The sequence below is a fragment of the Actinosynnema pretiosum genome, from assembly GCF_024171695.1.
Lineage (GTDB): Bacteria > Actinomycetota > Actinomycetes > Mycobacteriales > Pseudonocardiaceae > Actinosynnema > Actinosynnema pretiosum.
This window is the reverse complement of the sequence record NZ_JAMTCF010000003.1, coordinates 522,800-547,002: the sequence shown is the minus strand read 5'-3', so window position 1 is coordinate 547,002 and position 24,203 is coordinate 522,800. Positions and strand designations below refer to the sequence as shown.

20 protein-coding genes and 1 tRNA gene are annotated in these 24,203 nt (G+C 69.4%); 10 read left to right on the top strand and 11 right to left on the bottom strand.

All coding sequences use genetic code 11. The features are described 5' to 3' along the window. Positions 1-5 precede the first annotated feature (5 nt). Positions 6-2,225 (top strand): heavy metal translocating P-type ATPase, encoded by a 2,220-nt coding sequence (locus tag LV78_RS08930; protein WP_253844243.1) that lies wholly within the window; start codon positions 6-8, stop codon positions 2,223-2,225. A 201-nt stretch (positions 2,226-2,426) separates the two neighbouring features. After that, positions 2,427-2,744 carry a hypothetical protein gene (locus LV78_RS08925; RefSeq protein ID WP_253844241.1) on the top strand — a complete coding sequence of 106 codons (318 nt, stop codon included), beginning with the start codon at positions 2,427-2,429 and terminating at the stop codon, positions 2,742-2,744. A gap of 184 nt (positions 2,745-2,928) precedes the next feature. Here the strand turns inward: LV78_RS08925 and LV78_RS08920 are convergent, their stop codons facing one another. The 3 genes from LV78_RS08920 to LV78_RS08910 form a co-directional block, all read right to left on the bottom strand. After that, positions 2,929-3,132: a cold-shock protein gene (locus tag LV78_RS08920; protein WP_015805473.1), complete on the bottom strand. Its 204-nt coding sequence runs from the start codon at positions 3,130-3,132 to the stop codon at positions 2,929-2,931. A gap of 215 nt (positions 3,133-3,347) precedes the next feature. Then, positions 3,348-4,175, bottom strand: coding sequence for a glutamate ABC transporter substrate-binding protein (locus LV78_RS08915; RefSeq protein ID WP_253844239.1), 828 nt, complete (start codon positions 4,173-4,175; stop codon positions 3,348-3,350). Positions 4,176-4,364: 189 nt separating this feature from the next. After that, positions 4,365-5,204, bottom strand: coding sequence for an oxygenase MpaB family protein (locus tag LV78_RS08910; RefSeq protein WP_253844237.1), 840 nt, complete (start codon positions 5,202-5,204; stop codon positions 4,365-4,367). A 171-nt stretch (positions 5,205-5,375) separates the two neighbouring features. On the opposite strand from LV78_RS08910, the gene LV78_RS08905 reads away from it, so the two are divergent. Next, positions 5,376-6,026, top strand: a complete 651-nt coding sequence (locus LV78_RS08905) for a hypothetical protein (protein WP_253844236.1) — start codon at positions 5,376-5,378, stop codon at positions 6,024-6,026. A 28-nt stretch (positions 6,027-6,054) separates the two neighbouring features. Here LV78_RS08905 and LV78_RS08900 read toward each other — a convergent pair whose 3' ends face one another. The 3 genes from LV78_RS08900 to LV78_RS08890 are packed head-to-tail and all read right to left on the bottom strand — an operon-like array spanning position 6,055 to position 13,519. Beyond that, entirely contained in the window at positions 6,055-10,926 is a 4,872-nt protein-coding gene (locus LV78_RS08900) for a DNA repair ATPase (RefSeq protein WP_253844235.1), read from the bottom strand. Then, positions 10,923-12,929 carry an SPFH domain-containing protein gene (locus LV78_RS08895; protein WP_253844233.1) on the bottom strand — a complete coding sequence of 669 codons (2,007 nt, stop codon included), beginning with the start codon at positions 12,927-12,929 and terminating at the stop codon, positions 10,923-10,925. The genes LV78_RS08900 and LV78_RS08895 overlap by 4 nt, the downstream gene beginning before the upstream one ends. Positions 12,930-12,943: 14 nt before the next feature. Further along, a complete protein-coding gene (locus LV78_RS08890) occupies positions 12,944-13,519 on the bottom strand; it encodes a hypothetical protein (RefSeq protein WP_253844231.1) in 576 nt (191 codons plus the stop codon). Positions 13,520-13,676: 157 nt separating this feature from the next. Between LV78_RS08890 and LV78_RS08885 the strand changes: the two genes are divergently transcribed. Continuing rightward, a tRNA-Lys gene (locus LV78_RS08885) sits at positions 13,677-13,752 on the top strand. 74 nt (positions 13,753-13,826) lie between these two features. On the opposite strand, the gene LV78_RS08880 is transcribed toward LV78_RS08885, so the two are convergent. Beyond that, a complete protein-coding gene (locus LV78_RS08880) occupies positions 13,827-14,045 on the bottom strand; it encodes a site-specific integrase (protein ID WP_253844229.1) in 219 nt (72 codons plus the stop codon). Continuing rightward, positions 13,999-14,700, bottom strand: coding sequence for a site-specific integrase (locus LV78_RS08875; RefSeq protein WP_253844227.1), 702 nt, complete (start codon positions 14,698-14,700; stop codon positions 13,999-14,001). Before LV78_RS08875 ends, LV78_RS08880 begins: the two co-directional genes overlap by 47 nt. 142 nt (positions 14,701-14,842) lie before the next feature. On the opposite strand from LV78_RS08875, the gene LV78_RS08870 reads away from it, so the two are divergent. The 3 genes from LV78_RS08870 to LV78_RS08865 are packed head-to-tail and all read left to right on the top strand — an operon-like array spanning position 14,843 to position 18,484. Then, positions 14,843-16,048 carry an ABC-three component system protein gene (locus LV78_RS08870; protein ID WP_253844225.1) on the top strand — a complete coding sequence of 402 codons (1,206 nt, stop codon included), beginning with the start codon at positions 14,843-14,845 and terminating at the stop codon, positions 16,046-16,048. Beyond that, positions 16,035-16,532 (top strand): three component ABC system middle component, encoded by a 498-nt coding sequence (locus tag LV78_RS41985; protein WP_372494827.1) that lies wholly within the window; start codon positions 16,035-16,037, stop codon positions 16,530-16,532. Before LV78_RS08870 ends, LV78_RS41985 begins: the two co-directional genes overlap by 14 nt. Beyond that, the gene (locus tag LV78_RS08865) at positions 16,529-18,484 is read left to right on the top strand and encodes a DUF3732 domain-containing protein (protein WP_253844224.1); all 1,956 of its coding nucleotides are present in this window, start codon (positions 16,529-16,531) and stop codon (positions 18,482-18,484) included. The genes LV78_RS41985 and LV78_RS08865 overlap by 4 nt, the downstream gene beginning before the upstream one ends. Positions 18,485-19,341: 857 nt before the next feature. Here the strand turns inward: LV78_RS08865 and LV78_RS08860 are convergent. The 3 genes from LV78_RS08860 to LV78_RS08850 are packed head-to-tail and all read right to left on the bottom strand — an operon-like array spanning position 19,342 to position 21,491. Continuing rightward, positions 19,342-20,430: an NAD(P)-dependent alcohol dehydrogenase gene (locus LV78_RS08860; protein ID WP_253844222.1), complete on the bottom strand. Its 1,089-nt coding sequence runs from the start codon at positions 20,428-20,430 to the stop codon at positions 19,342-19,344. After that, a complete protein-coding gene (locus LV78_RS08855) occupies positions 20,427-20,894 on the bottom strand; it encodes a DUF4334 domain-containing protein (protein WP_253844220.1) in 468 nt (155 codons plus the stop codon). Before LV78_RS08855 ends, LV78_RS08860 begins: the two co-directional genes overlap by 4 nt. A 60-nt stretch (positions 20,895-20,954) precedes the next feature. Continuing rightward, entirely contained in the window at positions 20,955-21,491 is a 537-nt protein-coding gene (locus LV78_RS08850; RefSeq protein ID WP_253844219.1) for a TetR/AcrR family transcriptional regulator, read from the bottom strand. A 98-nt stretch (positions 21,492-21,589) separates the two neighbouring features. Between LV78_RS08850 and dusB the strand changes: the two genes are divergently transcribed. The 3 genes from dusB (at position 21,590) to LV78_RS08835 (ending at position 24,191) form a co-directional block, all read left to right on the top strand. Then, positions 21,590-22,735, top strand: a complete 1,146-nt coding sequence (gene dusB / locus LV78_RS08845) for a tRNA dihydrouridine synthase DusB (protein WP_301306201.1) — start codon at positions 21,590-21,592, stop codon at positions 22,733-22,735. Beyond that, a complete protein-coding gene (locus LV78_RS08840; RefSeq protein ID WP_253844217.1) occupies positions 22,728-23,186 on the top strand; it encodes a hypothetical protein in 459 nt (152 codons plus the stop codon). Before dusB ends, LV78_RS08840 begins: the two co-directional genes overlap by 8 nt. Before the next feature lie 147 nt (positions 23,187-23,333). Continuing rightward, on the top strand, positions 23,334-24,191 hold the full coding sequence (locus LV78_RS08835) for a GGDEF domain-containing protein (RefSeq protein WP_253844216.1): 858 nt from the start codon (positions 23,334-23,336) through the stop codon (positions 24,189-24,191). Positions 24,192-24,203 lie beyond the last annotated feature (12 nt).

Genomic DNA, 24,203 nt, shown 5'->3' with positions numbered 1-24,203 from the left:
CGGTCATGACGACTGCGGAGACCGGGACCAGCCGGGTCGAGCTGGCCATCACCGGCATGACCTGCGCGTCGTGCGCCAACCGGATCGAGCGCAAGCTCAACAAGCTCGACGGGGTGACCGCTTCGGTCAACTACGCCACGGAGAAGGCGAGCGTCGAGTACCCGGACGGCACCGAGGTGGCGGACCTGGTCTCCACGGTCGAGGCGGCCGGTTACGGAGCGCAAGCGCCACAACCGGACCGCGCCCCCGAGCCGGAGGAGGACGACCACGCGGGCGACCTCCGGCTGCGGGTGCAGCTCGCCGCCGTGCTCGGCGTGCCGGTCATCGCGCTGTCGATGGTCCCCGCCTGGCAGTTCCCCGCCTGGCAGTGGCTCTCGCTCGCGCTGGCCACCACCGTGGTGTGGGTGTGCGGCTGGCCGTTCCACCGCGCGGCGGCGGTCAACCTGCGGCACGGGGCCAGCACGATGGACACCCTGGTGTCGATGGGCGTCACGGTGTCCTACCTGTGGTCCGTCTACGCCCTGGTGCTCGGCGGCGCGGGCGAGCTGGGCATGACGCACGGGTTCAGCCTGGTGCCGCGCCCGTCGTCGACCGGTGACGTCTACCTGGAGGTGGCCGTCGGCGTGACGCTGTTCCTGCTGCTCGGCCGCTGGCTGGAGGCCAGGTCGAAGCGGCGGGCGGGCGCCGCGCTGCGGGCGCTGCTGGCGCTGGGCGCGAAGGACGTCGCGGTGCTGCGGGACGGCCGCGAGGTCCGGGTGCCGGTGGCGGAGCTGCGGGTCGGCGACCGGTTCGCGGTGCGGCCGGGCGAGCGGATCGCGACCGACGGGGTCGTGGTCGACGGCGCGTCGGCGGTCGACCGGTCGATGGTCACCGGCGAGTCTGCGCCCGAGGAGGTCGGGGTCGGCGACGGGGTGGTCGGCGGGTCGGTCAACGCGGGCGGCCGGTTGGTGGTCGAGGCGACCGGGGTCGGCGGGGACACCCAGCTGGCCAGGATGGCGGCGCTGGTCGAGCAGGCGCAGTCCGGCAAGGCCGAGGTGCAGCGGCTCGCGGACCGGGTGTCGGCGGTGTTCGTGCCGATCGTGCTGGGCATCGCGCTGGTGACGCTGGCCGGGTGGCTGCTGTCCGGGGCCCCGGTGGAGTTCGCGATGACGGCGACGGTGGCGGTGCTGGTGATCGCGTGCCCGTGCGCGCTGGGGCTGGCGACGCCGACCGCGCTGCTGGTGGGCACCGGGCGGGGCGCGCAGCTGGGCATCCTGGTCAAGGGGCCGGAGGTGCTGGAGTCGACCCGGCGGGTGGACACGGTGGTGCTGGACAAGACCGGCACGGTGACGACCGGGCGGCTGGAGCTGGTGGACGTGGCGCCCGCGCCCGGCGTGGAGCGGGCGGAGCTGCTGCGGGTGGCGGGGGCGGCCGAGCACGGCTCGGAGCACCCGATCGCGGCGGCGGTGGTGCGCGGGGCCGGGGCCGAGGTCGGCGAGCTGCCGCCGGTGACCGGGTTCGCGAACGAGGCGGGCGTCGGGGTGTCGGCGGTGCTGGGGGGTCGGCGGGTCGAGGTCGGCCGGTTGACGTCGGCGCGGCTGCCCGAGGAGCTGGTGGCGGCCGGGCGGGAGCTGGAGGGGCGGGGCCGCACGGTGGTGGCGGTGACCGCGAACGGGCTGCCGCTGGGGCTGCTGGGCGTGACCGACGCGGTGAAGCCGACCAGCGCGGAGGCGGTGCGGGGGCTGCGCGGGCTGGGGTTGCGGCCGGTGCTGCTGACCGGGGACAACGAGGTGGTGGCGCGCGCGGTGGCCGCCGAGGTCGGCATCGACGAGGTGATCGCCGGGGTGCTGCCGTCGGGCAAGGTCGACGCGGTGCGGCGGTTGCAGGAGCAGGGCCGGGTGGTCGCGATGATCGGCGACGGCGTGAACGACGCGCCCGCGCTGGCGGCGGCGGACCTGGGGCTGGCGATGGGCACCGGCACGGACGCGGCCATCGAGGCGGGCGACCTGACGCTGGTGCGCGGCGACCTGCGGGTCGCGGTGGACGCCATCCGGTTGTCCCGGCGAACGCTGCGGACCATCAGGGGAAATCTTTTCTGGGCGTTCGCCTACAACGTCGCCGGTTTGCCGATCGCGGCGCTCGGATTGCTGAACCCCATGCTCGCGGGGGCCGCGATGGCCTTCTCCAGCCTGTTCGTGGTCTCCAACAGCCTGCGCCTGCGCGGGTTCCGGTCGACCGCGGGCTGAAGAATTTCCGCGCACCCACTCCCGTGGCGCACGAGCGCGTGCAAGAATCCGAATTGCTGACAGACCCCCGGTCAGCACCTGTGGAGATCCCCTCCGGCCCCCGCGTTCCTCCCCCTGGCGCGGGGGCCTCTCCATGCCACAAGAACTGTGACCCGCGCCACACGCCTAGGTGTTCCGCAACCGGACCGTTATCGTGGCGCGGTGGCTCTTGGTTCCCTGGGACGCAGGTCCAGCAAGCACCGCTCCGAGCAACCCGAAGCGGGTGGTCCGGTCGGTGGCGGCGACGACGAGCTGACGTCGTACCTCGCCGCGCTCGCGCCGGAGACCGTCGACGCGGAGACGACCGGCTCCGGTTCCAGCTTCGGCAACGCGCAGGTCTACCAGCTCCGGCTCCAGCTCATGGCCAACGAGCAGCTCCGCGAGCTGGCCGCCGAGCGGCAGACCTCGCCGCAGGCGCTGGCCACCGAGTGGGTCATGCAGCGGCTGGAGTGGGAAGCCCGCCAGCGCGGCATGATGTAGCGCTCCGTGACGAGGTGCCGCCCGTACGGTGTGCACCCATGCGGGTGAGGCTCCCCAGCGGGCCGATCCCCCGAGACGAACGCCGAGGGCGCCGCCCCCGACCCACCAGGGTCTGGGACGGCGCCCTCGGTCCGTCGTGGGGAAGCCTTCGGCCGCGGTCGGCGGCGCCCCCGGCGGGGTTCGCTCAGAAGGCTCGCACGTTCTGGGCCTGCGGCCCCTTCGTGCCCTGGCCGATCTCGAACTCCACCCGCTGGTTCTCCTCCAGCGTGCGGAAGCCGTTGCCCTGGATCTCCGAGTAGTGCACGAAGACGTCAGGTCCGCCGTTGGACTGGGCGATGAAGCCGTAGCCCTTCTCAGCGTTGAACCACTTGACAGTGCCCTCTGCCATCCGCCTGCCTCCATCGCAGGAAAGCTTGGGGCTGCACGGTGCGGCCCCGGCCGTCCCGGGGGCGTTCTCCCCGCCGACGCAAGCGGGAAGAGGCACGCCCGCGTGTTGTTCCGCGAGCGTGTGACACGACACAGAAACCACGGCCTGCGCAGGCGAGAGTATCGGGACAACCCCGCCAGCACTACCGAGTGCGAGGAACCATCACTTCCGAGTGATCACTTTTCGGTGACCTGAGGAGGCTCCGGAAGCTCGACCTCGGCGCTGCCGAGGTTGCGGTCAAGGGCCGCCTTCCACTCCCCGGTGCTCACCATCTTCTCGATCGCCGAGGCCACCTTGGCCTTGCCCGAGGCGTCGTCCTTGGCCAGGCCGACGCCGTAGCGCTCGGTCGTGAAGGGCTCGCCGACGAGCTTGAGCAGCTCCGGGTTCTGCCCGACGAAGCCGGTCAGGATGGCTTCGTCCGTGGTCACGGCGTCGACCCGCTCCGCGAGCAGGGCGGTCACGCAGTCCGAGTACTGGCCGTACTCGACCAGCTCGACGTCCTGCGCGAACTCCTCCTTGACCTTCGCCGCCGAGGTCGTCCCGGTGACCGAGCACAGCCTCTTCCCGCTCAGCGCCTCGGTGCCGGTGACGGCCTCCTCGGTGGCGCGGACGAGCAGACCCTGCCCGGTCTGGAAGTACGGACCCGCGAAGCCGACCTGCTGCTTGCGCGGCTCGGTGATCGAGTAGTTCGCGACGATCAGGTCGACCTCGCCGGAGGCGATCAGCTTCTCGCGGTCGGCGGGCCGGACCTCGCGCCAGGTGATGCCGCTCGGCTGGACGTCGAACTGGGCGGCGACGTACTTGGCCACGTCGACGTCGAAGCCGACGAACTCGCCGTCGATCCGCCGCTGGGACATGCCGGGCAGGTCGTAGCGGATGCCGACGGTGAGGGTCCCGTCGTCCGCCTTGCCCTCCAGGGTGCTCTGGTCCACGCCACCGCAGGCGGCCGTCGCCGCCAGGACCGCAGACCCCGTGATCGCCATGACCAGCTTCCGGTAACGCATCCGCTCGCACGCCTCTCGTCGTCCGGGAACGTGGTGCGGATCGCGCACCAAGCCGCCAGCAATGCTAAGCAGCCGGGTCCGAATGCCGGATGTGCGGTACGTCTCAAAAGCTCAACGAAGTCCCCCTAATGGATCAATAAAGGGGTTGTTCGCACCCTTCCGGAACGGCTCCGGATGTGCTTCCAGGGGTCACGGCCGGGGCAGCAGCGCCCTGCGCGGCACCACGGCCAGGCCGCCCCGCCGGATCGCCCGCACCAGGTGCCGGTCAGGCACGCTCCACCGCAGCGGCGCGGGCACGAGCCTGGCCGCCGCCCGCAGGCCGCGCAGCAGCCGGGTGGCCCGCGCGGCCGGGTGGGCGGGGTGGCCGTGCAGCTCGATCGCCCAGTCCGGCAGCAGCGAGTACGCGAGGCGCCCCAGCAGCGGCTCGTACGCGGCCAGCGCGTGCCGCAGCGCTCCCGGCAGCGGCGGGCGGCTCAGGAAGTCGTGCACCAGCTCGGAGTCCGGGGTCCGGCGCAGCAGGGGGCGCACCCCGGCGAAGTAGTCCGCCATCTCGCCCGCGCTGCCCGGCACGTCCCGCGCCCGCAGCCCGACCAGCTCGGCCCCGCGCCGCTGCTCCCGGTAGTACCGGTCGACCTGGGCGGGGCTCAGCCGGTAGCCCGCGCGGCGCACCACGGTCGCGAAGGACGACACCTCGGCGCAGTGCACCCACAGCAGCAGGTCCGGTTCGTCGAGCGGGAACGCGCGCCCGTGCTCGTCGGTCGCGCGCAGCGCCCGGTGCACCGCCCTGACCCGCCGGGCGGCGCGCTCGGCCTGGTCGGTGGTGCCGTAGGTGGTGACGCCGACGAAGCTCGCGGTGCGGCTGAGCCTGCCGAGCGGGTCGGTCCGGAAGTCCGAGTTCTGCACCACGCCCGCGACCGCGCGCGGGTGCAGCGCCTGGAGGTTCAGGCTGGTGATCCCCGCGACCCACATCGCCGGGTCGGCGTGGAGCTGCCAGGTGACCGTCATCGGGCCGAGCAGTCCTTGGTCCACGTCGCCATGGTGCTCCGGCGCTGCCCGTCCGGGCAGTCCTCGTCCCCCCGATGCGCCGCGCCCTTGCGGGCGTTGCCCGGAGTGGGTGAAGAATCGCCCAGCGGTAACGGATGGCCGCTGACCAGCGATTCCACGTGACACCGTGGGATGCCGTCGGGACGGGTGCGGGGGATGAGCAGTGGGAGACGGGCGCTCCTGGCCGGAGGCGTCGCGACGGTGGCCGCCTCGATGCTGGCGGTGCTGCTGATCTCGGCCAACGCGCCGAGGCCGGTGGAGTCGCGCCGGGTCGTCGCGCAGCCGGGGGCCGGGCTGCTGAGCGCGACGCACACGACCGACCTGCTGGGCCGCTCGCCGACCCCGCCGCCGCTGCCCGCGCCCACCGAGGTCAGGGCCGAGGTGGAACCGGTCGGCGAGCAGAGCGCGGACACCGCCGTGCCGACCACGACCACGCGACCGAGCACGCCGCCGCTCCCGCAGCCGCCGACCAGCACCGGTGGCGAGCCGTCCGCGCCCCCCAGCGGTCAGCCGCCGGGCGGGTCCCCGCCGGAGAGCGGGTCGGACGCGGGCCAGCCGCCGCCGGGCGTCCGGCCGACCCCGCCGACGACCACCCAGGCCACGCAGCCGCAGGGCGTGTGCGACCGGGCCTACTGGACCACCGGGTCGTGCGTGCCCTGGCTGATCCCCTGGTACGTGGAGGACTCGTGCTCGTGGCTGCGCAACCGGGGCGTGGGGATCATCCTGGTGCCCGGCCAGGACCGGCACGGCCTGGACGGCAACCGGGACGGCGTCGGCTGCTTCCTCGGCGACCGGGGCCGGTACTGACCCCGGCCACCGCCGCGCGGGACCGCCGCTAGCCGCGCAGCCCGTCGATCGACTTGCGGACCTCCTCGACCCGGTCGGCCAGCAGGCCCACCGCGCCGACCGCGCGGGCCAGCGGGTCGTCCCCGCCGCCCAGCGCCTTCTCCCGCAGGTACCCGGCCTTCACCTCGGCCCAGCGGCGCGCCCGCGCGTCGTCCAGCACCCCGCGCAGCTCCGCCAGCTTCAGCAGGTTCGCCTCCGCGCCGGAGGTGAGGGTCTGCGCCTCGCCGAGGTAGTGGTCGTCCAGGACGGCCTCCAGCTCGGCCTCGTCCATCACCGGCACGACCTTCTCCACCAGCTTGGCCATGTTCCGGTAGGAGCCCTGGAGCAGGAACGGCGGCTCGGTGCGGGACGCGTCGGCCTGACCGGCGGAGGCGATGTAGGCGCGGTTGACCGCCAGCACGACCTCGCGCAGCCGCAGCACCTTCCGCAGCACCGACAGCACCTGCTCCAGCTCGGCCGCCGGGTAGGTGTGGCCGAGCCGGTCCCGGCTGATCCGCTCGCCCGCCGCCATCCGCACCAGCAGCTCCAGGTCCTCGCGGGACCGGGAGGACAGCGGGGCCAGCACCGGGTTGGCGGTCAGCGCGTTCTCCACGTAGGACAGGGAGAACAGCTCCTCCCGCCCGGACAGCACGTCGCCGAGGTTCCACACGTCGGCCCGGTTGGCGAGCATGTCGGGGATGCGGAACCGCTTGCCGGACTCGGTGTACGGGTTGCCCGCCATGCACACCGCGAACCGCTTGCCGCGCAGGTCGTACGTCCTGGTGCGGCCCTCCCAGACGCCCTCCATGCGGCGCTGCCCGTCGCACAGCGAGATGAACTTCTGCAGGAACTCCGGGGAGGTGTGCTGCACGTCGTCCAGGTACAGCAGGACGTTGTTGCCCGCCTCCAGCGCGAAGTTGACCTTCTCGACCTCCTGGCGGGCGGTGGCGTTCGGCGCGTCGGCCGGGTCGACGCTGGTGACGCCGTGGCCGAGCGCGGGGCCGTTGACCTTGACCAGCAGCAGGCCGAGCCGGTCGGCGACGTACTCGACCAGGGTGGTCTTGCCGTAGCCGGGCGGGGAGATGAGCAGCAGCAGGCCCATCTGGGCGGTGCGCTTGGCCGCGCCGGTCGCGCCGAGCTGCTTGGCGAGGTTGTCGCCGATCAGCGGCAGGTAGACCTCGTCGAGCAGCCGGTTGCGCACGAACGCGCCCATCACCTTGGGCCGGTGCTCGTCCAGCCGCAGCCGGTCGCGCTCGCGGGCGACCAGGTCGTTGCGCAGCCGCTGGTAGGCGCGGAACGCGGGGACCCGGTCGGCGCGGAACGCGGCGGTCCTGGCGAGCAGCTCGTCCAGCCGCACCGCCAGCCGTCCGCCGGTGATCCTCGGGTGGTCGCCGAGCAGGCCGGTCACCTCGGACTCGACGGGCGCGTCGACCGGGCGGCGCGGCAGGTCGGGGCACACCTCGGCGGCCACGGCCTCCGGCAGGTCCGGGTCGGCGACCCCGCCGAGGAACGCCTCGTACCAGCCCTGGACGAGGGCGCGGCGGGCGTCGACGTCGTCGGCGAGCGCGGCCAGGTCGGCGTCGAGCTCGGAGCGGTCGCCGAGCGCGCGGTGGAACGCCTCGGTCAGCGCGCGGGCCCTGGTCCCGGAGGCGAACGCCAGCGGGGTCCGGCACAGCTCCTCGAACAGGTACTCGCCGGCGAGCGGGTCGCCCGCCCGCTCGGCCAGCTCGGCGCACAGCGCGTCGACGGCGGCGGAGCGGCCGAACCTGGCCCGCGCGCGGCCCAGCGACGCGGCGCGCAGCGACCAGCGGCGGCGGTCGTCCTCGTCGGCGCCCGCCCACAGGTACTGGGCGGCGGCGCGGGACGCGGGCGGGTAGCGCAGGACGTCCGCGCCGTCGGCGAGGCGGACAAGCTCGGCCAGCAGCAGCGCGGCGTCGTGGTCGTGCACGCCGCGCTCGTAGCCCTCGTCCAGCCTGCTCTCGGCGACGTGCCTGACCAGCTCGGGCAGCGTCCCGGCCTCGGCGCCGACGCGCAGCTCGTCGGCGGGCTGCTCGGCCAGCACGGCCGAGGCCAGGTGCTCGCCCCGGTACACCTCGGCGGTCTCGGAGACCACGGCCTGCGCCCAGAACGGCGCGGTGGCCTCGAACCCCGGATCGCGCACGGGGGCGCGGAAGTCCGTGCCGGTGACCGCGAACGCCATGCCGCCGTCCTTGGGCACCAGGGTCACGTCGACGGGCTGGGTGTTGACCGCGAACCGGTGGCCGCCCAGCTTGATCGCGTCGCCGTCGAACATCTCCAGCCGGTCGCGCAGCGCCCGCCCGGCCTCCTGCCTCGCGGCCAGCACGCGGCCGTCCAGCTCCTCGGCGCGGACCTGGTCGCCGAGCCCGCGCAGCTCGTCGGCGACCGAGCGCAGCCGCACGACCATCGGGTCGGAGGCGAAGTAGGTGTTGACCTCGTCCTGCGAGGACAGGCCCGCGACCCGGCGGGCCACGCCCGCGAGCACCCGGTCGGCGGAGGCGGCGAGCCGGTCGGCGCGGCGGGCCCGCTCGTCCAGCAGCGCCTGCTTGCGGGAGGAGAACGCCTCGTAGACGTCGGTGCGCTTGTCGGACAGCCGGGCGAGGAAGTCGTCGAACTCGCCGAAGCGGGACTCCAGGTTCTCCAGCTTGAGCAGCAGCCCGCCGAGCTGCTCGTCGCAGCGCTCCGGGGTGTCGGCGACGGCGATCGCGCCGGTGACGGCCTGGCCGAGCAGCGCCAGCTCGGCGGCGAACTCGGCGCGGCCCTCGGCGGCGACCAGGTCGCGGCGGCGGCCGTCGACGGTGGCGCGGACCCGGTTGAGCCCGGCCAGCACGGAGCCGATGCGCTCCAGCACGGAGGTGCGGGCGGTGGCGTCGGCGATGTCGAGCCCGCCGACGACCTCGGTGAGCACTTCGAGTCCGCGCTGCTGGGCGAGCAGCTCCTCGGTCAGCGGGGCGGCCTCGGCGGTGGTGCGCAGCTCGGTCGCCTTGGCCAGCAGCGAGTCCACCTGGTCCTGGTGCTCGGCGAAGGCGTCCTCGCGGCCGAGGAACGCGACGGCGCGGGCGCCGACCGACGCGATCTCACCGTCCAACGTGGACACCAGGCCGTCGATGCGCTCGTCGTCGGCGTAGCGCATCTCCTTGAGCGTCACCAGGTTCCCCTGCGCGCCGCGCAGGTCGGTGAGCAGCCGCACCCAGGAGTCGGCGGTGTCGAGCACGTCGCTGTGCGCGCGGCGCAGCAGCGCGGTGACCCGCTCGTCGGCGGCGGAGAGCGCGCCCCGCGCCTGCTCGGTGAGCTGGCGGACCGTCTCGAACTCGTCCAGCACCAGCTGGGCGGTGGCGCGCACTTTGAGCACCGGGGCGCGCAGGTCGCCGAGGTCGGCGTCGCCGAGCCAGTGGTGGGTGTCCACGACCCTGGCGCACGCGGCGATCAGCGCCTCGAACACGGCGGCGGTCGGCTCGGACTCCTCGGCTGCGGCCACCACCGACAGGCAGTCGGAGATGCCGCGCACCAGGTCCGCGTTGCCGACCCGCTCCAGCGGGCCGGTTCCGGTGCGCTGGGCGGCGGCGTGCGTGTCGGACTGGAACGGGGTCAGCCACACCTGGACCGGGTGCACCCTGGTCGGCTCGTCGGAGCCCGCGCGCAGCAGCACGAGGCCGCCGTCGTCGAACAGGGCGTGGCCCCGGCACGGCAGCGGGGTGGCGACCTCCTTGCGGATCACGTTGTAGGGCAGCAGGAGCGCGCGGTCGTCGGCGCGGAAGGCGTAGAGGACGTCCTCGCCGTTGGGCGAGCGGACGACGCGCTCGAACGCCAGGCCCTCGGTGTCGGCGCCGTCGAACGTGCGGGCCGCGCCGGTGGCGAGCAGGTAGCCGCCGGGAAAGACCAGGCCCTGGTCGTCGGGCAGGCGGAGGCAGGAGGGGCCGATGCCGTCGAGCCGGGTCGCGGCGCCGGTGCGGGTGTTGAAGACCAGGTGGCGCCAGGCGGTCTCGTTGTACGGGCGGACCCTGATCAGCACCAGCGGGCCGACGCGGGCGTGCTCGACGTCGGCGTCGGCCAGGCTCTGCAGCGGGTCGTCGACCGGCTCGCGCAGGACCGCCCGGTCCGAGTCGGGGTCGTTCTCGGTCTTGAGCACCAGCGAGCCGCCGACCGCCGAGACGTAGACCTCGCCCTGCACGGAGATGTGCGGGTGGCGGCCGAGGACGTGGTCCTCGCGGGTGGCCGGGGTCCAGGTGAAGTCGTGGGTCGGCGGGTGGACGTGGTCGCGCTCGCCCCGGTTGTCCAGGTAGCGCACGGCGCCGTCGACGCCGACCTCCCAGCGCAGCACGCGGGTGTCCTGGGCGCGGGCGCCGGTCTGGAACACCGCGAGCAGCCTGCCCTCGACGCGGCGCAGCCGGACCAGCCGGGCCTGGCGGTAGTAGCGGTGCAGCTCGGCGAAGTCGCGCAGGAAGCCGGGGTCGCGCAGGAGGCCGGGCAGGTCGTCGTCGGCGGCGTCGACCAGGGCGGCGGAGTCCACTTCGGACTCCCCGGCCTCGCCCGCTCCGGCGCCGCCGCTCCCGTCCGCGTCACCGCTCCCGGTCGTGCGGCGGTGCAGGGAGAGCACGTCGGCGACGGCGGTCTCGTCGCCGCGCAGCGCGGCCGGGGCGTGGTAGCCGACGAGCAGGAAGCCCGCGACCTCGACCACGTCGACCGGGACCAGGTTGGCCCCGGTGCGGACGCGCTCGGTGCCGAGCAGGCGCAGCTCCGCGCCGCCGAACGCCTCAAGCCTGCGGGTGTTGAGCGCCTCGGCCCCCCGAGCGAGCCCGGCGGCCTGGTCGGCCAGCCGGGCCCGGAGGACCTCGTACGCGCCCGCGTCGAGGGCGGCCGTCACGACTGCGCGGCGAGGGCGGCGACGGGGCGCTCGGCGACGCCGAGGCGGGTGGCGTGGTCGAGCAGCTTGCGGAGCTTGTCGGCGTCGGGGCCGCCCGCGCTGATCATGTGGTGGAGCGCGGCGGACACGGTGAGGTTCTTGACGTCCTCGGTGCCGAACGAGCCGAGCACGCGGGTGACGTCGTCGGTGAAGCTCGACGTGCCGTTGAGCCACGGCTCGACCAGGGTGCGGGCGACGTCGGAGTGCTCGACGAAGCCGTCGACGCTCTTGCCGACCGAGATCGCGCCGACGATGCGCTCGAAGAACGCGGTCTCGCCGCCGACGATGTCGATGTCGGCCTTCTCCAGCCCGGCGGCCAGGACGGTGGCCTGCGACTCGGCGACCTGCCGCTGCACGTCGATGCCCGCGAGGCGGATCTCCTTCTCGGCCTCCAGGCGCAGGCGGTACTCCTCGTGGCCTCGGGTGACCTCGTCCATGGCGGCCATGGCGCCCGCCTTCTCGGCCAGGCCCTCGGCCTCGCCCTTGAGCTTCTCGCGGATCGCCTCGGCGGCGACGAGCGCCTTCTCGCGCTCCACGACGGCCTCGGCGCGGCCGACCTTCTCCACGGCGGCGGCGGAGCGCTCGCGGACCTGCGCGTCGGCGAGGCCCTCGGCGGCGGCCTCGGCCTGCTTGCCCTCGGCGAGGCGGATCATCGCGCGGGCGTCCAGCTCGGCGGCCTGCTGGCGGGCCTCGGCGAGCACGAGCTCCTCGCGGGCCTTGAACTTCGCGGCGGCCTCGGCGGCCTCCGCGGCCTTGATGTCCTTGACCAGGCCCTCCTGCGCCTCGGCCTCGGCCCGGATGACGGTGGCCTGGCGCTCCCGCTCGGCCTCCTCCACGGCCCGCAGCCGCTTGATGTTCTCCTCCTGCTCGGCGACCGTCTTCTCCACGGCGACGCGCTCGCGCACGACCTCGGCGACCGAGCGCTTCTCGCCCTCGACCTCGCGCTCGGCGGCCATGCGCGCCAGCTCGGTGTCGCGCTCGCGGGAGACGACCTCCAGCAGCCGGTCCTTCTCGATGCGCTCGGACTCGATCGCGATCACGCGCTCGCGGTTCTTCTCGGCGACGGCGATCTCGCGGTTCTTGTTCTCGTGCTGGATGCCGAGCTGCTCCTCGGTGCGCAGGTGCGCGGCGCTGGCCTTGAGCCGCTCCTCGGCCTGCACCTTGGAGATCTCGGCCTCCTCGCGCGCCCGCAGCGTCTCGACCTCGCGCTTCTGCTTGATCTCCGCGTCGGCCTGGCGGCGCTCCAGCTCCAGGATCGTCTCGCGCGCCTCGACGTTCTGGCGGGTGATCTCCTTCTCCTCGGTGCGCTGGAACTCGTTGGTGCGCACGTGCTCGATCGCCGTCAGCTCGGTGATCTTGCGGATGCCCTGCGCGTCGAGGATGTTCGTCGGGTTGAGCTGCGCCATCGGCGTCTGCTCCAGGTAGTCGATCGCCGCGTCCTCCAGGCTGTAGCCGTTGAGGTCGGTGCCGATCACCCGGATGATGCGGTCGCGGAACTCGTCGCGGTGGGTGTAGAGGTCGACGAAGTCGAGCTGCTTGCCGACGGTCTTGAGCGCCTCGGAGAACTTGGCGTTGAACAGCTCCTGCAGGGTGGCCTCGTCGCTGGCGCGGGCGGTGCCGATCGCCTGGGCGACCTTGATGACGTCCTCGACGGTCTTGTTGACGCGCACGAAGAACGTGATCCGGATGTCGGCGCGGATGTTGTCCTGGCAGATCAGCCCCTCGGTGCCCGCGCGGCGGATCTCGATCGTCTTGACCGAGATGTCCATGATCTCGGCGCGGTGCAGCACCGGCATGACGACGGCGCCGGTGAACGTCACGTCCACCTTGCGCACCTTGGACACGATCAGGGCCTTGCCCTGCTCGACCTTGCGGAACAACCGGCTGACGACGATCAGCAGCGCGATCAGGACGAGAGCGCCGACGGCGATGAGCACGCCGAGGCCCGTGGTGATGGCACCCATTCCCGGAAAACCCCCTACAGCGAAGAGTTCAGCGGCACGACCCAGAAGAACTCGCCGTCCGGGTCGTACTGGTAGATCACGGCCGTGTCCCCCGCCGCGAAGGGGTCGCGACCGGTCTGGCGCACCTGCACGAGCGCGGACGAGCCGTCGGCCGAGGTGACCTCGGCCTGCCCGAAGTCGGAGGTGACCGTGCCGGTCCGCACGACGCAGGTGCGCCCGACGAAGTCGACGCGCGAGGCGGACCGCTCCGGTTTGCGGAACGGCTCGATCGCGAGGCGGGTGAGGAGCAGCCCGAGCAGCAGCGACAGCAGCAGGACGCCGAGGTCCAGCAGGGTGTGCGGAACCGGCGGCAGGTCCGCCTGGTCGACCAGCACCCCGCCCGCCAGGGAGGCGAACCAGGACACCGCGACGAGCAGCGACACGGAGATGGCGGCCGGGAAGTCCCCGAGCCCGAGGCCCAGCTCGAAGCCGACGTCGTCGGAGTCGAGCACGCCGAGGACGGCGAGGAGCCAGAACACCACCACCAGGACCAGCGGAACCCCGAGCACGACGGCGGGGAACGACAGCGCGGCGGCGGCGAACTCTCCCAACGAACCTCCCAGCTTCGTCTGGTGACGAAGATAGCTGGACGTAGGGGGTGCGCGTGGGGGAACGGCGGAACGTGTCGGGGGGCACACCCGGCGACTGCGGGAGGCAGGGGCCGGGGACGGGCTAGGAGGGGGCGCGCTCCGCTAAGCTGTGGGGTGAGGGCTGCTAGCTCAATTGGCAGAGCAGGAGACTTTTAATCTTCGGGTTCAGGGTTCGAGTCCCTGGCGGCCCACCAAAGCCCCAGGTCACAGGCCTGGGGATTTCGCTTTGTCTGGGTTTCCCCACACTTAACCCACACAAAACCGCTGGTCATTCAACTTCGTCGTCTTCAGCTTGATCACCTTTCGGGCCGCCGAGCGCGTCCTCCAGGGCGTCAGCGGCCCGCCGGTCGACCAGCTTCCGACCCATGTAGGTGTCCTGCGCCATGGACGGCCGAGCGTAGCCGAGCTGGTCCGCGACCTGCCGCGCGGAAAGCCCCGCCTCATCGAGGATGGTCGCCGCCGTCTTCCTGAAGACGTGCGAGGTCACCCAGGCGAACTCGTCGCCGCCCCTCGCTTTCCGGAGGTCCTTCCGGGTGTTGGACGGGTCGCGGAGCCCACCAAGGGCATCCGGGAAGACCGGCCCCGTTCGGGAAGCTGGTGGTCTTGCGCCTCCTTTGGAGCATGTCGAGCGCCCATCGTGGGAGCAGGAGCGTTCGCTCACCGGCCTCCGTCTTGGTCGACTTCCGGATCAGCCCGATGTCCTTGACCCGGATCACCGTGTAGTTCACGGCGACCGTGCCAGCCTCAAAGTCGACGTCCTCCCAGTAGACGGCCAGCGCCTCACCGATGCGAACGCCCGTGGCCATCATGAAGCGCGACAGGTCAGGCAGGTCCCGCTTCACGGCCTTGGGGTGCGACTCCAGCATGTCGAGCCAGCGGACCCGTTCCTCCAGCGTGAGCGCCCGCGGACTCTTCTTGCGGCCAGCCTCCAGCGGTTCCGCCTCCCTGACCGGGTTCGTGTCCAGCGCCTTGTCCCGGACAGCGATCCGCAGTGCCCCCGAGACATTCTCGTGAGCCTCGAACAACCGACCCGCGAGCCGCGCCCTGAGCGCAACGCCTTGGACATGTCTCCATCGACGAGGCTTCTCGATTGCTAGCTGATCACGTGCTAGCTCTGCCGCACGTCTAGCCAGAACGTCCACATCAGCTCCTGAAGGAGACCCGATCAGGGCATGCTCACCTGCGATGGGGGGGGTAACACTCTGGAGGTGAACGCCGATGGGTTAATGACACTAGCGAACACCCACAGTAACCTTCATCTCAAGGTTTAAGAGAAGAGGGCCTATGAGCAGCGATTCCAAGTTTGAGGCGAGCGCCTCAGCACTCGGATATGCGTATCAGTTCAGATACTCGCTGCACCGGGCCCTTGAAAAAATCCAGACCACCGGTCTCGACTGGAGCATCTCCATCGAATCAGCAGATGACGTCGAGATCATAGATGGCGCTGGACGCGAGCTTCGGCAACTCAAACTCCGCAAAGAAGGGGTCCAGCTTACCGACTACTCTACGGACCTCTGGAAAACGCTACGGATATGGTCCGACGGAATTTTCAAGAAGACGATCGTCACATCTGAGACGACACTCTATCTGATAACCACCGCCGAACTAACTCCCGACTCTGCGGGATACTTCCTTCAACCGGACGAAGCAAAGCGAGATATCAACAAAGCGAAAGAGTGTCTCGATACCGCCGCAAAAAAGACAAAGAATCAAGAACTCAAAAAGGCAGTCGAAGCTTACGGCAAGCTGACGGATCAAACGAAGCTTGATCTACTAAATTCAGTTCACGTGCTCGCCAAGAGCGATGACAACGACGCGGTACTAGAAAGAATTAAGAAGTTCTTTCGAGTCGGTACGCGCGGGAACCACCTCGACTACATCATGCAAAGACTGGAAGGCTGGTGGTTTCAGCAATGTATGGATTGCATGGCTGGCAAGCGCGATGGGATCAATGCGGCAGACCTTGATGCCTTCACCATGGAACTTCGCGATCAGCTTCGTCCCGATAATCTTCCGATCGACTCGGCAATCGCCTCTGAGCTTCAGGTGGATCTAGATAAATTTTTCGACCGAATCTTCTACCACCAACTATCCTGGGCAAGCATCAGCGCCAAACGAATACAGACCGCAGTGCGGGACTATCTACGCGCTTACACACAAAGATCTCAATGGCTACGACATGGTCTTGTACTCCCAGGTGAGATCGATCAATTCGAGAGACGACTGGTAGAAGAGTGGGAGATCGTTTTCGATCGAATCGCTGATGAGATATCTCCAGAAGCGGCCGAGGCTGAGAAAATTGCGGCAGCCAAAGAAGTATACCGATGGGTAGAGCAAGCTTTCCCCGCCCCAATTAGGCCGAACTGCACTGAGCCTTTTGTTACCCGCGGATCGTATCACCTGCTCGCAGATGAACAGCGAGTCGGATGGCACCCTGAATATGTTGCCAAGCTGATCGCTCTGCTTGAGCCGGTGAGTGAGAGTGTCTAGGTATAGGACCGGACGACCACCAGAGGAAGCCGCGCTCTACAACCCTGCCTTTCTTGCCCTTCTAGTTCGTCGGGCGGCTGAAGGAACAGCCTCCGAAAACAGTGCGGGCATTTCAACATTTCTGGCCTTTGTAGCCACAACGATGTCTTTGCGGTCAGACATACGTGAGCTATTGACGATGACGGTATCAAGCAAGCTCGGCAGTTGGACGCAAGAACATGCGCGTGAACTGACAATGATTGCGCCTGCTTGCCGCGCCCTAATACCTTATCTGAACGATGCTCTAATGTTCGGGTTGCACTACGACCTGTACACAATTTCTCGCGGTCGCCTTCACGTATCTGGCCGTGGCCCCACTAAAAAGATCTCAGGCTTAACCGTCGAAGTCCAGGAGTGCCAGAGGGCATCGTATTTTCTCGGCAGATGGTTTTCACTGAGCGGCAGCGATTCCACCGTGGCGGCACTTCTTGGGGTACGACCATGACCTTTCAGATCCGCGCAATTTACCTCTACTCAAAGCTTGGGGACGTAAGAAAACTGACGTTCAAGTTGAACTCTTTGAACGTCATCACTGGTGCCTCTAAGACTGGCAAGACCTCGGTCTTGCACATTATCGATTACTGCCTTGGCAGCAAGAGCTGCCACGTGCCCACAGGAGTAATTCGAAAGTATGTGCAGCGCTTCGCCCTGGAGCTTCAGACCGACCAGGGAATAGCCTTAACTTCACGCGGGCTGCCTCGCGAAGGCAAGAACACGACGTCAACAATGCACATAAGCTTCCGTGATGGAGACAGTGCGGACGCCCCGCTGCTTGAATCTTTGGCAGACAATGTCGATCTGGCCGGCGCTAGATCGCTCCTCTCCCGCCTAGCCGGAATCCAGGGAAACCAGACCGAGGTTGGCAGCGGAACTCGCGATCGGTTTGCAGTAAACATCCGCCACAGTCTGTACTTTGTGTTCCAGGCACAGGAGGAGATCGCAAACCCAACGATATTGTTCCACTCCCAAGGTCAGCAATTCGCTGATCAAGCGATAAAGGATGCACTTCCATATTTTCTGGGGACAGTAGACAGAGATTACCTCTCCAAAAGAGTTGAACTTCGGAACCTTGATCGTGAGATAAAGAGCCTGACACGAACAATTCATGAAGCTGTCACAATCAGCGGGGTATCAGGGCGAACGATAGGGCTTCTGCGGGAAGCAGAGGAAGTTGACCTGATTCAAGTTACCGACAGTTCAGAAATTGATCAGTCACAGGCCATACAGCTTTTGCAGCTTGCTATCGACTCAGATCCTGACCGCCCAATAGATGAAGAGCTGACATCAGAAGCTCTGGATGCGCTATTCGAGACTCGGAACAACCTGAGGCAACGCAGTCAAGCCTTGCGGATTGAGTCAGAAAATCTTCAAAAGCTTCTGTCTGCGCATACAGATTTTAATGGAGAAGCCGCAGAACAAGGGGCCCGACTTCAATCCATCGAGCTGCTTCGCCTGACCAATTCAGAAACGAACAATTCCGACGTCTGCCCAGTTTGCGATTCACGCATTTCCACACCTGTCACACTCGTTTCAGAGCTGCGGAATCACCTGACAGAAATTGATGCTCAAATAAGTGCTGTACGGGAGAACATCCCGGCAATTCAGAATGCCTTTGCGGAAATTAGAGAGAACCGTCAGCAAATAAGCGAACTTCTCCGATCAAACCAGACCGAGATCGATGAAGCAATCGGGAACCAGCAACGCCTTCAAGTAGCGCGCGATCGTGCCGTGCGGCGAGCGCTTGTCCGCGGCAGAATCAGCCTATATCTCGAAAACGCAGCAGGGCCTGTCAGCGACATTGCAGTCTCCGAGCTGCTCTCCACATTGCAGGGACGCGCCGAGACGCTACGAGTCGAACTGGATCCAGACACAGTCGCTCAAAGGCTTGAAAGCGCCATATCGCGCGTCTCCAGCACTATGACACGACTTGCCAGCAGGTTGGGCTTGGAGCATTCGAACTCGCCAGTTCGCTTGAACTATCGCAACCTCACGGTCGTAGTTGATACAGAATCCGGTCCGCGGAGCTTGCAGGAGATTGGTAGCGGCGAGAACTGGCTCGGATATCACGTCGTCACACTCTTGTCTCTTCATAACTACTTTATTGAACATCAGTCACCGGTTCCCCGATTCATGGTGATCGATCAGCCTTCTCAGGTGTACTTTCCTGCCGACCAAACTCCTGGCGATGCATCAGAACTTCTCGATGAGGACAGGGCTGCACTCTCGCGGATTATTGTTCTTTTTCATGGCCTTGCCGAGGCAAAGAGCAGAAACTTCCAAGCCATTATCACAGACCATGCCGACCTTAAAAGCGAAGCATGGTTCCAGGACGCCATCGTCGAGACGTGGCGGGATGGCCGCGCGCTAGTTCCATCAAGCTGGATCACAGGCGACTAGAAACTGATCTTCCTCGCAGCTCCGTCTAGACCGGATGAAAGCTTGATTGTTCGATGGATGATGTTGCCGAATACGGCTCTACAGGATCAAGGCGGCGCGTGCGGTCTGGCGCTTCACCAGCATCCATCCCGGCACGCCCGGCATCCGCTTCGCTGCGCCGGTCGGCCGGGCGGCGCTGCGCGCCGGACCTCAGACGCCAGCTGACGGCCGACCCGATCCGAGCCTGGTTCGTCCCCGGCTCCCTACGAGCGCCAGCGCAGTCACCCAAGCTGCTGTGCACGGCGCTCGACTGCCGCGATGGCTGCGCCGCCTTGCCACCGATGAGGCCCTAGACGAATCCGCGGGAACGCTCGGCGGGCACCAGGCCGAACCACCCCGACGCCGCGAGCATGACAGCGGCCGGCGACGCCGCGTCAAGGCTGGAACGAATACCTTGACTCAACGCCATCGGCCGCGTTCGAGGCTCAGTGTCGGGATGACAGGGGTATGAGCGGGTCGATAGGACCAAGATCAACCCACACTTAACTCTCACAAAACGACGACAAACGTCGAGATGCGACTGTCCACAGTGCTTAGATCAAGACCGGGTTCACGCAGGTAGTGAGTACTATCGAGGAAGATCGGCGAACAACGCCAAGCAAAGGCTCTTACTCTTCGGGTTCAGGGTTCGAGTCCCTGGCGGCCCACCAAAGCCCGAGGTCACGGCTCTCGGGAGCGTGGCGGGAAGACCCGGCTCATCTCCCACCCCATCACGCGCGATGTTTCCGCTGGCCAGGACGTCGAGCGCGGCTGTGGCGACCGAAAGCCGGTTGATCGCACGAGATCGTCGTGGGCGTGGTTCCGGCACCCAGGCCGCACTACGAGACCTGCTGATCGAACCTCAGCACCGGTTTCACGCAGCGCCCCGTCGTCGCGTCCTGCGCCGCCCTCTCGATCTGCTCGAACGGGTACTCCCCGATCAGCCGCTCGATCGGCAGGACGCCCTGCCGGTGCAGGGCCACCAGGTCCGGGATCAACGTGCCCGGCACCGCGTCGCCCTCGATCACGCCTCGGACGCGAATCCCGTTGTGCACCAGCGTTCCCAGGTCCAGCTCCACCTTCCCGCCCAGTCCCACCAGGGCCAGCGTCCCCCTCCGGCGCAGCGCCCCCACCGCCTCGCCGATCGCGTCCGCCCGGCCCGTCGTGTCCACCGCGTGGTGGGCGCCGCCGCCGGTCAGGTCCGCGAGCGGCGTTCCCGGTGGGACCGCCGCCGCCGCACCCAGGGACAGCGCCAGCGCGCGCCTGGACTCCACCGGCTCCACCACGACCGTGCGGCACCCGCGCACGTTCGCCGCCAGCAGCGCGCTCAGGCCCACGCCGCCCGCCCCGCAGACCACCAGCACCTCGCCGGGCGCCGCGTTGAGGACGTTGAACACCCTCCCGGCCCCCGTCTGGACGCTGCACCCCAGTGGCGCGGCCACCACCGGGGGCAGATCGGCGGGCACCTTCACCACGCTGCTCTCGTGCGCGATCGCGTGCGTCGCGAAGCTCGACTGGCCGAAGAACCCGCCGTACACCGGCGTCCCGGCTCGGCGAAGCGCGGTGCTGCCGTCCTCCCGCACGCCCCGCGCGTTCGCCCCCGCGTGCAGGCAGTACGGGTTCCACCCCGCCGCGCACTCCGCGCACCGGCCGCAGCTCCGGTAGCTCAGGCACACCGAATCCCCCACCACCACAGAGGCCACCCCCGCCCCGACCGCCTCCACGACCCCGGCGCCCTCGTGACCGAAGACCATGGGCAGCAAGCGCTCCGGCCACGTCCGGCGCATCAGCAGATCCGTGTGGCACACCCCCGCCGCCAGCACGCGCACCAGGACCTCGTCCGGCCTGGGGTCGTCCAGCTCCACCTCGCGGACCTCGAACGGGCCGCCGGGGCGTTCGACCAGGGCCGCGCGGGCGCGGCGGATCACGCCCGCTCCAGGACGAAGTAGTAGTGCTTCCCCCCGTCCAGCACGCCCTTGCCGTTCATCACCCCGAGCACCGCGCGCTCGTCGAGCCGCTTGAAGTGGTCCAGCACCGGCCTGCCGTCGTAGACCATCGTCGCGGTCGCCTCGCCCCGGAACTCGACCGTCCACAGGCTCGCCCCACCCCCGGCCAGCTCCTCGTTCGCGTACAGCCCGCCGTCCGCGTCCCGGCACACCAGGGGCGTCACGTCGGTCAACGACGTGAACGTCTTGCCGTACCACCCGGCCTTCTCCAGGTTCCCCTCGAAGCTGTGGCCGCTCACGAACTCGCTGCCGCGCCAGTCCCCCAGCAGCTCCTCCGGCGCCACGGTCGGCAGCGCCGCCCACAGGACGTCCAGCTCCTCGACCGTCGTGCGACCACCCGCCCCTCGGATCTCGGCGATGCGGGCGCGGGCCTCGTCGGCGGTCATCGGGGAACCTCCTGGGTGACGGGCATCAGGTCACAGACCTGACAAAGTAGAGCCGAAATGTCAGGTTGTCAGCCCCCGAACGGTCAACTCCACCAGACGGCGCAGGAGCACCTCCTGGCGCTCGACGCCGCCCAGGTGCAGCGTGATGCCCTTGACCCCGTAGAACAGCACCCCGGCCACCTCGTCCGCCCCGGCGCACGGCCCCAGCACGCCCTCCAGCACCTCGACCATCCGCCGCTCGAAGCGCGTCCACTGCTCGACCGCCCGCTGCTGCGTCTCGTCGATCAGCTCCGCCTGGAACACCTCGCCCGCGTGCATCCGCAGCACCAGCCCGAGCACGGCGGTCAGCCGCTCGGCCACCCCGCCGGGCCCCCGCGCCGCGACCTCGACCCGCTCCAGGAAACCCTCCAGCGCCCACCCCACGGCCTCCCGGAAGATCTCCTCCTTGCCCCGGTAGTACTGGTACAGCGCGGGCCGGGAGACGTCCGCGGCGGCGGCGATCGCGTCCATCGACGTGCGCCGGTAGCCGTACCGGGCGAAGCAGGACACCGCCGCGCGCATGTAGCGCTCTCGCCGCTGATCGGGTGACGTCGCCACCGGACGACTGTAACCAGCGGCCACCGGCCTCCCTCCGGTCGCGGGACGGGAGCCGGAAAGCGCCGGAACGGCGGGCGCGGGCCCCGGCTGCGACTAGCCTGGTCCGCGTGGCAGCTCCCCCTCCCTCGCTGAAGATCGGCCGGTACTCGGTCGACCCGGCCGTCGTGCTCGCCCCGATGGCGGGCATCACGAACATCGCCTTCCGGCAGCTGTGCCGGGAGTTCGGGAGCCCCGGCTCGCTCTACGTCTGCGAGATGATCACCGCCCGCGCCGTGGTGGAGCGCGACTCCAAGACCATGGAGATGCTGGCCTTCGGCCCCGACGAGCACCCCCGCTCGATGCAGCTCTACAGCGTCGACCCGGTGTCCATGTCCGAGGCCGTCAAGCTGATCACCGGCGAGGACCGGGCCGACCACATCGACATGAACTTCGGCTGCCCCGTCCCCAAGGTCACCCGCAAGGGCGGCGGGGCGGCGCTGCCGTACAAGCGGAAGCTGTTCCGGGAGATCGTGCGGGCCGCCGTGCGCGCCGCCGAGCCCGCGGGTGTGCCGGTGACCGTGAAGTTCCGGATCGGCATCGACGACGAGCACCTCACCTACCTCGACGCGGGCCGCATCGCCGAGGACGAGGGCGCGCAGGCCGTGGCGCTGCACGCCCGCACCGCCGCCCAGCGCTACTCCGGCACCGCCGACTGGTCGGCCATCGCCCGGCTGAAGGAGGCGGTGACCTCCATCCCGGTGCTGGGCAACGGCGACGTCTTCAGCGCCCAGGACGCGCTCGACATGGTCGCCCGCACCGGCTGCGACGGGGTCGTGGTGGGCCGGGGCTGCCTGGGCAGGCCGTGGCTGTTCGGCGAGCTGCAGGCCGCCTTCCGGGGCGAGCCGCTGCCCGCGCCGCCGACGCTGGGCAAGGTCGCCGACATCCTCTGGCGGCACGGCGCGCTCCTGGCCGACTACCTCGGCGAGGAGAAGGGCGTCCGCGACCTGCGCAAGCACATGGCCTGGTACCTGAAGGGCTTCCCGGTCGGCGGCGACCTGCGCCGGTCGCTGGCGATGGTCAGCACGCTGGCCGAGCTCCAGGACCTGGTCGGCCAGCTCGACCGGACCGCCGAGTACCCCTCCGACGCGGACGGCCCGCGCGGCCGACAGGGTTCCCCCGCCCGGGTGATTCTCCCGGAGGGCTGGCTGGACGACCCCGAGGACGCGGCGGTGCCCGAGGCCGAGGAGATGCACTCGGGTGGCTGAGCTGGCGCGCGGCGCGGCGCTGCTGGTCGGGGCGCTGCTGGTGACGGGGTGCTCCGGCGCGGTCGCGGGGACGGCGGTGCCGATCCGGCTGACCGACTCGGACCGGGGCCTGGTGCGGAACTACTTCGACGACCTGAACTCGGCGGGCGAGCAGGGGCTGGAGAAGCAGCACGCGCTGCTGGAGGAGACCCAGCACCCGGACTACCGGGACTCGGGCTGCCGACCGCCGTCCGGGACGATCACCTTCCGCCCGGCGATGGGCACGTTGCGGCTGGACAACCAGTGGTCGCCCGCGAGCGGCGACGAGGCGCACCCGCGCGGTGTCGTGCTGGTCGTGGCCGTGACGATCACGGTGCACCGGGACGGCGTGGAGGTCGGCTCGCAGATCGGCTCGCAGCACGTCGTGCTGCTGAACGGGCGCGCCTACGGCTTCGCACCGTGCGCCGCGTGACGGTTTTCCGCTGACCGACCGGAAACGTCACCGGTTCGGAGCAGTGCACGGTCAACCGGTAGAGGGAAATCAACCTCTGACGTGTCCCGCTCGCTCAAGAGCCGCCTCCTAGGAGACGACACCTTGGCAAGTGAGGAGGTGAGCACGATGACCGCACTGCGGCCCGAGGTCGCCGATCCCGATCGGGAGGGCGGCCCCGAGGCGCCCGCGCCCGCTTCCGAGGGCACCGGGCTGGTGCAGCTGCACGAGTCGATCGCGACACTGCTCGCCTCCAGGGGCCAGTGGCGGCAGGCCTACCAGCACCTGCGCTCGGCGTTCGACCTGGTCCACGCGGGGCGCGAGGAGCAGCCGAAGGTGCCGGAGCAGCTGCGCCGCGAGGTGGACCGGCTGCGCAGGGAGCACGCCGAGGCCCGCGAGCAGAGCCTGCGGGACAGCCTGACCGACAGCTACAACCGCCGCTACCTGGACGAGCGCCTGGTGTCGCTGGTCGCCGAGCGGGGCGCCACGACCGGCGGGCTGGCCATCGCGCTGATCGACCTCGACTGGTTCAAGCAGGTGAACGACACGTTCGGGCACCTGCTGGGCGACCGGGTGCTCCAGCGGGTGGTGGAGTTGCTCCAGGCGGAGCTGCCGGAGCAGGGGTTCTGCGCCCGCTACGGGGGCGAGGAGTTCGTCATCGTGCTGCCCGACGTGGACGTCGCGAGTGCGATCCAGATCACCGAAGCGGCCAGGATGCGTGTCGAGCGTCACGCCTGGGCCTCGCTCGCTCCCGGCCTGAGGGTGACTGTCAGCATCGGCCTGGCGTACGAACCCCCGGCCGCCGAGACGCCCTCCCGCCCACCGGTGGCCCCGGAGCAGCAGTTGTTGCGCGCCGACAGCCTCCTCTACACGGCGAAGCAATCGGGACGGAACGCAGTCGCCTACCGGGAGGGCGGACGCGTTCGGTTGGCCGGTGCTGCTTCTGGGCGACGCGGAATCACTGAACCGAGGGTGTCCGGTTACTGAAACGCGCACCCA

Coding starts and splice junctions, on each gene's coding strand:
- LV78_RS08895 (WP_253844233.1), bottom strand. CDS start 12,929: ATGGGTGCCATCACCACGGGCCTCGGCGTGCTCATCGCCGTCGGCGCT.
- LV78_RS08915 (WP_253844239.1), bottom strand. CDS start 4,175: ATGCGTTACCGGAAGCTGGTCATGGCGATCACGGGGTCTGCGGTCCTG.
- LV78_RS08930 (WP_253844243.1), top strand. CDS start 6: ATGACGACTGCGGAGACCGGGACCAGCCGGGTCGAGCTGGCCATCACC.
- LV78_RS08920 (WP_015805473.1), bottom strand. CDS start 3,132: ATGGCAGAGGGCACTGTCAAGTGGTTCAACGCTGAGAAGGGCTACGGC.
- LV78_RS08855 (WP_253844220.1), bottom strand. CDS start 20,894: ATGACCGCCGACGAGGCCCGCGCCCGCATCGCCGAGATCCGAGGGGCG.
- LV78_RS08870 (WP_253844225.1), top strand. CDS start 14,843: ATGAGCAGCGATTCCAAGTTTGAGGCGAGCGCCTCAGCACTCGGATAT.
- LV78_RS08865 (WP_253844224.1), top strand. CDS start 16,529: ATGACCTTTCAGATCCGCGCAATTTACCTCTACTCAAAGCTTGGGGAC.
- LV78_RS08905 (WP_253844236.1), top strand. CDS start 5,376: ATGAGCAGTGGGAGACGGGCGCTCCTGGCCGGAGGCGTCGCGACGGTG.
- LV78_RS08835 (WP_253844216.1), top strand. CDS start 23,334: ATGACCGCACTGCGGCCCGAGGTCGCCGATCCCGATCGGGAGGGCGGC.